At 38.2% G+C, this 12,611-nt stretch carries 8 protein-coding genes; 1 reads left to right on the forward strand and 7 read right to left on the reverse strand.

What is annotated here, in order from left to right:
• A partial coding sequence (locus tag M3183_RS14650) for a DUF6431 domain-containing protein (protein WP_251470835.1) occupies window positions 1-475 on the reverse strand: 475 nt, incomplete at its 3' end.
• Window positions 476-1,619: 1,144 nt separating this feature from the next.
• Here M3183_RS14650 and M3183_RS14655 point away from each other — a divergent pair.
• Window positions 1,620-2,480, forward strand: a complete 861-nt coding sequence (locus M3183_RS14655; protein WP_251470837.1) for a transporter substrate-binding domain-containing protein — start codon at window positions 1,620-1,622, stop codon at window positions 2,478-2,480.
• A gap of 643 nt (window positions 2,481-3,123) precedes the next feature.
• Here the strand turns inward: M3183_RS14655 and M3183_RS14660 are convergent.
• The 6 genes from M3183_RS14660 to M3183_RS14685 all read right to left on the reverse strand — a co-directional run bounded on the left by M3183_RS14660 (window position 3,124) and on the right by M3183_RS14685 (window position 12,565).
• Window positions 3,124-4,248 (reverse strand): hypothetical protein, encoded by a 1,125-nt coding sequence (locus tag M3183_RS14660; protein ID WP_251470838.1) that lies wholly within the window; start codon window positions 4,246-4,248, stop codon window positions 3,124-3,126.
• Between the two features lie 184 nt (window positions 4,249-4,432).
• Window positions 4,433-5,206 (reverse strand): hypothetical protein, encoded by a 774-nt coding sequence (locus M3183_RS14665; RefSeq protein WP_251470839.1) that lies wholly within the window; start codon window positions 5,204-5,206, stop codon window positions 4,433-4,435.
• Window positions 5,207-5,467: 261 nt separating this feature from the next.
• The gene (locus M3183_RS14670) at window positions 5,468-7,090 is read right to left on the reverse strand and encodes an ATP-binding protein (RefSeq protein WP_251470840.1); all 1,623 of its coding nucleotides are present in this window, start codon (window positions 7,088-7,090) and stop codon (window positions 5,468-5,470) included.
• Window positions 7,091-7,505: 415 nt separating this feature from the next.
• Entirely contained in the window at window positions 7,506-7,700 is a 195-nt protein-coding gene (locus M3183_RS14675) for a histidine kinase (protein WP_251470841.1), read from the reverse strand.
• Between the two features lie 359 nt (window positions 7,701-8,059).
• Window positions 8,060-10,213, reverse strand: a complete 2,154-nt coding sequence (locus tag M3183_RS14680) for a HAMP domain-containing methyl-accepting chemotaxis protein (RefSeq protein WP_251470843.1) — start codon at window positions 10,211-10,213, stop codon at window positions 8,060-8,062.
• Between the two features lie 93 nt (window positions 10,214-10,306).
• Entirely contained in the window at window positions 10,307-12,565 is a 2,259-nt protein-coding gene (locus tag M3183_RS14685) for an EAL domain-containing protein (RefSeq protein ID WP_251470844.1), read from the reverse strand.
• Between the last annotated feature and the right edge of the window lie 46 nt (window positions 12,566-12,611).

The following is a 12,611-nucleotide window of genomic DNA, read 5'->3' on the forward strand; positions in this document are numbered from 1 at the left end:
ATTCGCCAAAATCAAGGATCATTTTCATATATTTTATGGCCTCTTCATTTTTATCCTTCGACATGCCAGTAACTTTTCCTAATTGAACAAAGAAGCTATGAATCCATTTAATTCCCCTATAGTAACGGTTAAGATAAAACCGCAATAATTGACGGCTGCCTTTAGCCTTTTTCTGATCATGTATTTGTTTTAGTCTCTTAATAACAGTATGGATAGTATGCTGAAAATATGGGATGAGAAAATCCGGAAGGATAGATATATTTACTTCACAATTTAAACATTTTAGGCGACAAATAGGGATTCGTAAGGTGACCTCGTCAGTAATTCCATAACGCCAGTAATAACCATTTCTATGAAGGTTTCCATGTGCCGGTCGTTTGCAGCCTGGACAAACATCGAAGGAAGGAAAATCATTCATTTTTCCCCTCTGTTCATATTCCTCCAGTCCAATTCCAAAATCATGAAATTTGATCATAAAAAAACTCCCCCTTTTAATATGCAAAAAATTTAGCATATTGTTCCAGAGAAGTATATAGACAATTCCGAAGGAATTTGAAAATATTAGAGATATTCTTGAGGATATAAAGTGGCTGTTTACACCCATTCAGTCGCCAATCACTCTTATTGCATACCCTCTCTGCTTTCTTTTCACCCGTTCAGTCGCCAATCGCTCTTATTGGGTACCCACTCTGCTTTCTTTTCACCCACTCGGTCGCCTATCACTCTTATTGCATACCCACACTCTTCTCTTTTCACCCGTTCGGTCGCCTATCGCTCTTTTTGGATACCCACTCTGCTTTCTTTTCACCCGTTCAGTCGCCTATCGCTCTTATTGGTTACCCACTCTCTTCTCTTTTCACTCACTCGGTCGCCAATCGCTCTTATTGGATACCCACTCTCTTATCTTTTCACCCGCTCGGTCGCCAATCGTTCTTATTGGATACCCTCACTCCTAGCTTTTCACCCAATCGCTCTTATTGGATACCCTCACTGCCTTCTTTTCACCAGTTCAGTCGCCTATCGCTCTTATTGGTTACCCACTCTCTTCTCTTTTCACTCACTCGGTCGCCTATCGCTCTTATTGGTTACCCACTCTCTTCTCTTTTCACTCACTCGGTCGCCAATCGCTCTTATTGGATACCCACTCTCTTCTCTTTTCACCCGTTCAGTCGCCTATCACTCTTATTGAATACCCACACTCTTATCTTTTCACTCACTCGGTCGCCAATCACTCTTATTGGATACCCACTCTGCTTTCTTTTCACTCGTTCAGTCGCCTATCGTACTTGTCTGCTGCCCACATTTTTACGAACAGGAAATAACGTAAAACATTGAATATCTTTAAAAAAGGTCCCGAGCGGTTTCATTTATTGTAAAACAAGCAATCTTATGTTCCACTCTCTTACCAGAATATAAAATTGCTTATTTTATAGGTTAGACTTTACAAAGAACATTAACACAAAATCCATTCTAACTCCTCTGCTCTATTCGACATCCTTTTTGATGAATCTCAAAAAATAGTTAATTCGTCGGATTTTTCATTTTTTTGAAGGAATCCGAGAGGTTTTGTCGTATTATTAGAAAATTGAATAAAATCGAGAAATTGGGGGAAAATTCACATGTTTAAAAAATGGAAAAAAGTACTACTAGCCGGGATCATCAGCTTATCCTTGGTAGGTACAGGTTATGTCGGCCACGATCTGCTCTCCACAACAAGTGCTGCAGCAGAATCTGCAACGGCCGATGCACCAGGACATCAGAAGAAGGCAGCGGCTTCCCAGTTGGATGATATTATCAAGAGAGGATATATTCGGGTAGGTACGACTGGGGACTACAAGCCTTTTACATATCTGAACCCTAAAACGAATGAATATGAAGGTTATGATGTGGATGCTGCAAAAGAACTTGCCAAAGACCTTGGCGTTGAAGTCCGTTTTGTTTCAACTACATGGCCTGACATGATGAAAGACCTGCAAGCAGACAAGTTTGATATCGCTGTCGGCGGCGTAACCCGTAATACTGCCAGACAAAAAACAGCTTATGTATCACAAGGCTATATCACATTCGGCAAGGTGCCTTTAATACGTGCAGAAGACAAAGACAAATACCTCACCATTGAAGACATCAACAAACCAAGCGTCCGCGTTGGCGTCAATCCAGGCGGAACAAACGAAACATTTGTCCGTCAATATCTGAAGAATGCCAACGTAACCGTTGTTGAAAACAACCTCGATATTCCACATCTGGTTGCAGACGGAACATATGACGTTATGATAACAGACACTGTGGAAGCAATGGAGTATGCCAAAGCCGACCCAAGGCTTTATGCGGCACTGACCGACAAACCTTTCACCAAAAATGAAAAAGGTTATATGATTCCGCGCGGTGACTTCATCTATTCCAGCTATCTAGAAATGTGGATGGATGAAATGAAGCTTCAGGGGAAATTTGACGCACTCTACAAAAAGTGGATTGAATAAAACATTTCAGAGTCTACGGAAAATACGGGTGGCACCCATACAAAACAGCAACTTTACAGATCCAGCCTTCCCCATGCCCTAAATGACATGGAGAAGGCTGATGATGAAAATAGTTATGAATCGTTTCTATCCTGAAAGGGTACTCTTTATTTATTCCCTATGACAAAATTCTGCAGAATTTTCGTTCACCCCTACTAAACAAACGTTTCGTTAAAAACACCCAAAATGCACATTTTCCAAGGATTCCACCCGCTTTAGAGTTAAAAATTTTGTCATTCAAACAAACGTTTATTTGATATTGGTTTTCATCCATCCAAATCAACGTTTCTTCCCTAAATCAGCATAGAATTTTGACGAACATTGTTGTTCAAGGACTTTCTCCCACACAGCTTTTGACACCCCTCTACAAGATCCTCCATCTCAAAACAAAACAAACGTTTATTTAGTTTTGATGAAATGACCGTTAATAAAGGCTTTTACTCAAATTTCAGCCAAGAATTTTGTCATTCAAACAAACGTTTATTTGGAAACAGCTCACCCCCCCATTAACACTGACTTCCTATGTTCCAAGCCCATAGAAAAAGGTCGACACTTGTCCCCCATTAAATCAAAAAAGCTGACCAAACATGATCAGCTTTACCTTTTATTTTTTCCCTATTCCAGCAGCTTTCGGTCCTCTTAATATCTTTTGTGCTTCTTCCAATGGTATATTTTTAAAAAGACCTTTTCTAGTATGGGTATCGAAAACTTTCCATTCAGTATCATTCCATATTTGAAGATCTATGTAGTAATGATGGTGATTTTCCCCTGCCGGCCTGATTTTCAATGCGTCCGTTCTCCCCGGTATATTTCTTAGAAAAAGCATACTAAAGTCCGACCAATATTCATAGGATTTATCAGTATAGTTTGTCGTGAGCAGCTCACCATCAAATTTATCACTAAATTCTTTTGGAATTTCCATACTTCTAGCGGCTTCTTCTTTATAGTTCATTTCTAGATGAACATCCTTAATGGTATCTCCATCAACAACTGAAATGATTAACGTGTAAAAATCCATTCCTTCGTGTAATGTATTGGCAGGAATATAATAAAAATGATTATTGCCCCCTTCAATCACACCCGTTTTATCCGGCTCGCCTAACAGACCTTTTACATAGTCAAAAGAATATCCAACACATATGCCTAGTAAAGAGAATTCTCCGGTAGGTTTAATTTTTAATAGAGGTTCTTTTTTGATCGCATCGATTCTTTTGTTCACTGTTTCTTTTGCTATTTTAATAGGCTCAAATGTTCCAGGACCATCAATGGTTACGTAATCATCTTCTTGATTCCCGCTTTTCGCTAGTTTTTTCTCTTCTTTTAATTTCCAATCTAATTTATAACCATCCTGGATTTCAGCATTATTAACGTAAAACTCGGCATAATCACCTACTGTTTGGACGGAGCTGGGTATTTGCGTATTTGTATCATTAATCAATGATAAGATCCAATTAGCTAAATCATCTGTATAACCCAAATTATTTACTAACGGAACCATGTATTCCTTTTGCTCTTTTTCGTTTAATTGTCTAAATTCCTCAAAACTATATTTTTGGGAATCTACCTTTTTTACGCTCATCTTTTCTGGCACATTTTCCACGCTCTTTTTATTTTCATTAGCTGATACTTTTTTACCTTCACCATTTTGTTCAACTTTCGCAGTTTCACTTGAACAGGCTGCCAATGCAAACAATAGCATGAGTGTAACAATGATGTTTCCCTTCTTCACTTTCTAACCCCCGAGTTTTTGAAAAATTACAGCCGCTTCTTTTCATAAGGCTGTGTTAAGCTTGGCTGTTGATTTGCGTCTCAGGCACTCCGTTCCAACCAACATAGTAAAAAAAACATCAATAACCTTAACACAGCCTTTATTGAAAACAGACGCTGAAGTCTTTCAACATTTCTTCATTTATTTATTCAGCATTGCTTTTTTGTGCTTTAAAGTCCTCATAAGACATATCTGTTTTGGTTAATTCCGGATCACCCATGATTGATAATTTAGTTTTATCATCTGAAAGTCGAAAAGCTGCTCCTGAACCTAGATATAAATCATCGTCTACGTTTGCAAATTTTTCAGGAAGTATTTTCGTTACTTTTCCAAATATAAAATGATCTAATACATCTGTAACTTCTACTGAAACTTCCAGTTGTTCCTGTTCTTCTTGAAAACTAAATGTAACAACATCATTGTCCTTTGTGATCGTAAAATAGTCTTTATCATCCATCCAGCTGCCGACTAAATCTAATGGATCCACTGTTTTTGATCCTTCTATTCTAGTCAATTCGGTTGTGTCCCCATTTGCTTCTAAAGTAAAGGTATTATCATCCTTTATTTTTAATGTGGCTTTGTCCCCCGGCTTAAGATAATTTTCTATTCCATTTAATACAGTTGCCTCTATTTCTTTATTATTAATGTTTGGTATATCTAATTGAATCGTTTTTTGAACTAGTAATGATGTTAAAGAGTATGTATCATCATCTTTGGTGAGAGAATAATAATCACCTTCTGAAGAACCTTTCCAATAACCGGTTAAATCGAATGAAGCTTTGTTTGCCTTTTCTTTTGTTTCAGAGGCTTGTTCTTTATTTTTCTCATCTGAACTTTTGTTGGCTGCTGTATCATTACTACAGGCAGCTAAAGATAATAATAAAATGGCGGCTAAAAAGAACCGTATAGTAAACTTCAACTTCTAAATCCCCCTATTGCTTTATTTTTCCAAAAGGTATTATAACATTAATTTGAGTTTACAATAGGAAAATAGTAGAAACTTTTAATAGGACTTTTGGCAGCTAACTGTTTTCATTGTTCGCAAACTCAAATAAAAAAACGGAAGCAATCTGCCTCCGTCTTCATCATGCCTTACCGCTTTAACTAAGTGGGGCCTCATGCTTTACCGCTTTAACTTAGCGGGGGTCTGACCCCTAATCTTGGACCCCTAATCTGACCCCTATACCATCGGAAGGTTAATTTCGACCAATGTCCCTTCATTCAGCTTACTTTTATAGGTAATGGTTCCTTTGTGCTGTTTTATGATTTTATGACAGATCATGAGTCCAAGCCCTGTCCCCTTTTCTTTTAGACTATAAAAAGGTTCACCTAAACGCGGAAGCATTTCCTCTGGAATTCCCCGTCCATGATCCTGTATGAACACGGTGCCTATGTCATCCGCTGTTTTCCGCAGCTGTATTTCGATCATTCCGCCTTTGGGCATTGCCTCCATCGCATTTTTAAACAAATTCAGAAATACCTGCTTTAATTGGTTTTTTCCACATGTAATAGTAATCGGTGAATCATCATACTCCAACGTAAATTGGATATTATTCATATGAGCCTGGGGTGCTAGAAAATCGATTGTGTTTTCCAGCAACTCTCTTAAATCGGCTTGAACCAACTGTACAGCTTGCGGTTTTCCAAGAGAAAGCATCTCACTTGTGATCCGTTCAATCCGTTCAAGTTCTTCCAGCAGCAAATCACTGTATGCTAAAGAACTATTTTCTGCTTTGTAAAGTTGAACAAATCCTTTAATGGTGGTAAGTGGATTTCGGATTTCATGGGCAACTCCTGCTGCCAGTTCTCCGACAATCGAGAGCTTCTCAGATTGGAGCAGCATCTCTTCAGATTTTTTCCGTTCTGTGATGTCCCTGCTAATCATGACAATCTGTTCAAACGTATGGCCATCACCCTTCACAGGCATGCACCGCGATTCAAATTCAATCCAGCCGCCAAGTTTATGCTGAAGCCTAAATTCCATCGATTGGGATTTTCCATGTTGGAACATTTCACCAATGTTTTTTCTGAACATGTCTGTATCATCTGGATGTATCATGCTGCATACTTGCATGTTGAACAAGTCGCAGCTATCATACCCTAAGAGCTGCTCATAAGACGGGGAAAAGTAACTGCCAGATAGTTCCTTATTAATAACCAGTATTAAATCTGAGGTATTTTCAGCAATTAGACGATATTTCGCTTCACTTTCCTCCACCATTTTAACCATCTGGCTTAAACGATTGTTTAACCGATAAAGCTTTAAATAAGATTCAATCAGTAATACGCCCATGATCAAACCAACTAAGACAAATACGATGTACTGAAAATGAAAAAGCGGTTTATCCCTGAAAACATGAAATACAATGGGCACGGTTAGGATATAGATTACTACATATGCAGCAAAGAAAAGGAAACTCTTTCGAATAGAAGACCACTTAGAATAGAGCAAGTGAAGCCCCCATAGACCAAGCATGATCACCAACCAGCCTGTAATGGCGGGCATCCATTGAGCACTAGTAAACAGCCTGGTTATTAATGCCATACTGCCGGTAATAATTCCTGCCGCTGGGCCAAAATAAGCAAAAGATAATATTATTGCAGCATAACGAATATCGTAAGAATAGCCTTCCGATTGAAAAGATAAGTTGACAAGAATAATAGAAACGATTCCCCCATATAATCCTCCCAAAAGCCGGCCATGTTTGATCGGCTTAAAATTGGCAAAGGATGCAATCACCAGGGGTATTCCAATTAATAAGGAAAAAATGGAGGTATTAATGATGTAGTCTAGTAAAAGCAAGCGAATTCCACCTCATCTAGTATATTTCTATATCATAAACCAGATTCTGAATTTTGGGAATACCTTCATTATTCACTATACAAAATATATTAATTTGGAAAAATAATCCTGTTAAAAGAGGTTACTTTCTTGAGTTTTTCCTTAAGGAAAAATAGATGCCCGGCAGCATGATGTCCCTGTTTTATAGTTCTCACAGTTTGCGGGTCAGATAGAATTTTATCATCATATGGAGATGTGGCTGCTGGGCTATAATAAGGATTTTTTAAAAGGGGAATTGATTGGGTTAAAGCGGCGGGTCCGGTTTGCGGCAAAAATCCCAGGCATGTGCATTTTCAAAAAGGCAGTTTACCGCCATAACAGCGAAATCGCAAACAGAAAGAGGTTTGCGGTTTCGCTAATGGCAAATTGTATCCAGCTAAGGCCGATTCTTTTTCTCGTTTTCTGGAAAAAGAAAATAGGAGATGACTCCTGAAAATAGTGCTGCTCCTATTGCAATGATGATCCTAATCCCTAATTGGACTTCTGTATGCTCTTGATTGAGCATCGAAATGGCAACAACCATCACGACAATCATAATTGGAATGACATATGTAAGTCTTTTCTTGCTCAAATTTTAACTCCCCCTTCTTTTTTACTTTACAAAAAAATACTATGAATTTGTTTCATTAAAATGGAATCAATTAGAAATTATATGGAAGAAGCATAAAAATGCGGCGGCATTACAATGAAGAATAGAGCATTTCTCCTCATAATTCAATGAGAAAATTTATAATATGAAGAGTGTTTATGCAGATTACCTTTAATCATTCTAAATGAATAATTCTCCTTTAAACTATTGATAAACATCCCCTCCTCCATTCCCTACCTATTAAACGGACAAGCCATCCATCTTCGGCAAAATCTGCGTGGTGACACAAGTAAAAAAACAAGACGTTTATCCGGGATAAACGTCTCGTTCATTTTTCTTGATTATTTTAGTTTTTCAACCTGAATATTGACGTGATGAATGGCGTTTGCTACTTCTTCTGCTTCTTTTGATTGGGTTTCAATACCAACATATAATTCTTCCGTTTGCTTAAGCACATTACTTACTTCGTTAGCAATTTGTTGGCCATAGTTTGCTTGTTCACTTGTTGCTGCCGTCATTTCCAGGATCATTTCTTTCATATGGGTAATATTTTGAACAATTTCATCAGCAGTGAGCGCCTGCTCTTTCGTTGCATTTTTTATGGAACTCGATTGGTTTGTTAGATTTTCCACAGCCTCTACAATAGCTGCACCGCCTATTGCCTGTTGACCGGTGGCAATAGAAATTTGTCCCACTTGTTCCTTTATATTAAAGATGCCTTTGACGATTTCTTCTGCCGTGATTTTTTCCTCTTTTGTAGAAGACGTCATTTCCATCGCTTGTTTTTTAGCATTTTCTACTGACTGGGTGATAAATTCACTTTTATCAGTTTGTTCCTCCGTTGCTTTCGCAATCTGATTCATTTCTACTGTTACTTTGGCAATGCCCTCTGTAATCTTCTTAATAGCCTGCTCGGTTTTCTCAGCCAATTGATTACCTTCTTTTACTTTCACAGATCCTTCTTGGATAGATGTAATGGCCGCAGCCGTTTCATTTTGAATTCCGATGATTAGGCCTGAGATTTCTTTTGTTGCTTGAGCCGATTGTTCTGCTAATTTCCGTACTTCTTCTGCAACCACCGCAAATCCTTTTCCATGCTCCCCAGCCCGAGCAGCCTCAATGGCTGCATTTAAGGCTAATAGATTGGTTTGTTCCGCAATATGATCGATCACTTCGATAATATTCCCAATTTCCCTTGAACTCTTTCCCAGTGTTTCCATTACATCGCTTGTTTGGTTAATGACCTGGGAGATTTCTTTCATTCCATTTAATGTTGCGTTAAGCGAACTGGTTCCTTCCGCCGCATCATGTTTCACAGAATGGCTTAGCTGGTTAACCGTTTGTGCGCTGGCTGCCACATTTTTTATAGAAACCACCATTTCTTCTACTGTTTCAGATGTTTGCGTTGCAGCTTCTGCTAAATGGATGGAATGGTTATTTACACCTGTAATGGAATTGCTCATTTCCTCAATTGCAGCCGAGATTTCATCTACACTTGCTCCTGCGTTACCAACATTAACAGCGACTTGTTCAATGGATGCAGACATTTCTTGAATAGCTGAAGAGGTTTCTTCCGCAGCTGCTGCTAAACTATCACCGTTTCCCGCTACTAAATTAATAGAAGCACTCATTTGTTCGATAGCGGCAGAGATTTCTTCAATTCCCGAAGCCGTTACACTTGTATTACCCGCAACTTGCTGAATAGAAGCGACGATTTCACTAACGGAATGATTGGCATTATTCATAGAACTTTCTAACTCATGTGCATTTTCAGCTGTATGATCAATCGACTTTTTAATTTCCTCCACAGAGCTTGTCGTGATCTCCACATTTTGTATGACACCTTTAACAGAACGACGAATCAGCTTGGTGATGTGTAATACAATTAAGATACTTAGTAGTAAAGCAATACTTGATAGAATAACCGTGATCATGATGGATTGGGCTGTATTGTCTTCAGCATTTTTAATATAAGCACCCGTTGTTTCATTGGCGGTTTTTGTGAATTCATCAAGAGATTGAATGGCCGCCTCACCCTTTGTTCCCAGCTGGTCAATTAATACATACTTTTCATTATCCTTATGATTTCTCGACTTTTCTAAAAAGGATGGAAGAATGCCAACATAGTCTTCAAAATCACGGCTAAATTTAGCTAATAATTGTTTATTTTTTGGGGGTAAGTATAGTTTATTAATTTCTTTTATGTTATCTCTTACAGCTTTCACATTTTCGTTAATCTTTTTCTCAGCATTTTCCTTATCGCTGACACTTTGACCATCTGAATGCTTTGACGCGTTGAGTCTTACTCTCGTAAATCCTTCTCTCACCTGCCCTATTAATTGAGCCTTTTTCACCTGTGTATTCCCAAGAAAATCGATATTGTCCGCTAATTTATTCATAACCATATAAGAATTAAAAGATATATATGCTAAAAATAGAAGAATAATAGCAAAACTTCCTGCTAATTTAACGTTCATTGATACGTTTCTAAACATTTTTTGATTCCTCTCCAATAAAAATTCCAACCATCACTTTATTGATAGCAAGTTATTCTTTTTCCAATGTCCATTCAATACAACACCTAAAAATCATTTCCCTTTTCCAATTGGCAATATGACATCAACCATTGTTCCCTTGTTTACTTTACTTTTTATTTCCATTTTCCCATTATGAGTCTGGATAATCTTTTGGCAAATCATGAAACCTAATCCGGTTCCCTTTTCCTTTGTGCTATAAAAGAGTTCGCCAATTTTTTTCAATCGCTCTTCAGACATGCCATAGCCATTATCAATGAATCTTATTTTAATATGATGTCCATCCTGTCCAAGCAGCTGGACTTTCACTATTCCTCCATTGGGCAGTGCTTCTAAAGCATTTTGCAAAATATGACTAAACACTTGTTTTATTTGACTTTCATTACAATAAATAGCAGGAATTTCAAAGTCATTTCTCATTATCATTTTTATATTGTTTAGCAAGGCCTTCGCATGAAATTTTTCCAAAACTTGATGGATTAAAACTGTCACATCCACTTCTTTGAATGGATCGTTTTGTGGTTCTGCAAGCAGTAAAAAGTCTGACACAATTCCTTCTAATCTTTTCACCTCGTTCAATACGGTCTCAATATAGAAAGGCGTTTCGGATCCCTTTTTCATCAACTGAACAAAACCCTTTATAGTAGTAAGTGGATTCCTTATTTCATGTGCCACACTCAATGCCATTTGGTGGATTGCCGTTAGCCTTTCTGATTTCTGTTTTAACTCTTCATCCTTCTTTCGTTTGGTAATATTTCTACCTACCACAATTAAATATTCCAGCTCTCCCTTTTCATCAAAGACTGGAGATATTTGAGCTTCAACCGTAATCCACTCACCACGGACGTGCCGATAACGGTATTCAATCTGACATGATGCTTTGGATTCAATGATAGAGTAATATACAGTCCGAAGATTCGCGATATCCTCCGGGTGAACCAGATCACTTCCCAAATATCCCTCATATATTTTAGGCGAATACCCTAATACTTTCTCATGAGAAGGAGAGATATAAAGAATCTTACCTTCCGCATCCAGGGTCACGACCAATTCCAGCATATTCTCGGTAATAATTCGATATTTCGATTCACTTAATGTTAAAGCCTCGTTTACTTTTTTCAGTTCTGTTACATCTACACATGAGCCGATAATTCCTTCCACTTGATTACCGTTTCGAATTGGGGATAGTGAAGTAATATAATAGACACCATTGAATTCCCCGACATAGGTGACATTCTCTTCTCCTTCCCATGCCCTATGGAAATACTTCGTCTTTTCCTCTACACCTTCAAGAGGCATAAAATCCTTCAATTCTTTCCCTATCACTTGGTCGGAAGTGAGCCCCATTCGCTGCATGAGGCGGCCGTCACATAATGTATAAATAAACCTTTCTTTTTCTTTTATAACCTTAAAAGTCATCCCTTGCTGCTGTTTCATGATGGTATGTAACTCTTGCCGGGTACTCTCTAATGCTTGCTGCATTAACATTTCATTATAGGTCTTTGGAGAAATTCCCTCTTGAGGGACAATTTGCTCAATCTGAACGAAATAAGGAATTAACTCCTCTGCCGGTAATGGCATACTAAAAAAGTACCCTTGACCCAGCTGGCATGAATGGTTCTGAAGAAAAATCAAATTGTCTTTTGTTTCAATGCCTTCAGCTACCACGATCATTTTTAAACCGCGGGCCATTGTAATAATAGACTTGACGATGGCTGCATTTTCAGGGTTCGCTGTACATTTTCGAATAAAAGATTGATCGATTTTAATTTTATCGATTGGGAATTCATGCAAATAATGAAGGGAGCTATAACCTGTTCCGAAGTCATCTAAACTAATTTGCACCCCTAACCTCTTTAAGCCTTTCAAAATATCAAGTGTATGTTCTTGATCCATCATCATACTTTCAGTGATCTCAAGCTCAAGATACTTTGGATCAAGCTCTGATTCTTTTAAAATTTGATTCACCCGTTCGACCAGATTGGGCTGATAAAGCTGACGGACCGATAGATTCACGGACATTACCATTGGAGATAAACCAGCTTTCAGCCATTTCTTAGTTTGCGAACAAGCCGTGCGTAACACCCATTCCCCCATCGGAATGATTAATCCAGTTTCCTCTGCAAATGAAATAAATTCTATAGGAGGGACTAACCCTTTATCCGGATGCTCCCATCGAATTAAAGCCTCCATCCCCTCTATCTTTCCAGTTCCCAAATTAACCTTTGGCTGGTAATAAAGACGAAATTCCTCTTGTTCTAGTGCCCTCTTCAGTTCCAATTCTAGCTGCATAGTTTCATATGTAAGTTCCAAGCCTCTTCTACCACCCTTTCTTTTGAAGAAAATCCCCAACACATGA

The organism is Neobacillus mesonae (assembly GCF_023715155.1).
Classification (GTDB): domain Bacteria; phylum Bacillota; class Bacilli; order Bacillales; family Cytobacillaceae; genus Neobacillus; species Neobacillus mesonae_A.

Excerpts from the sequence above, each read along its gene's own strand:
- M3183_RS14680 (WP_251470843.1), bottom strand. The coding sequence starts at position 10,213 with ATGTTTAGAAACGTATCAATGAACGTTAAATTAGCAGGAAGTTTTGCT.
- M3183_RS14655 (WP_251470837.1), top strand. The coding sequence starts at position 1,620 with ATGTTTAAAAAATGGAAAAAAGTACTACTAGCCGGGATCATCAGCTTA.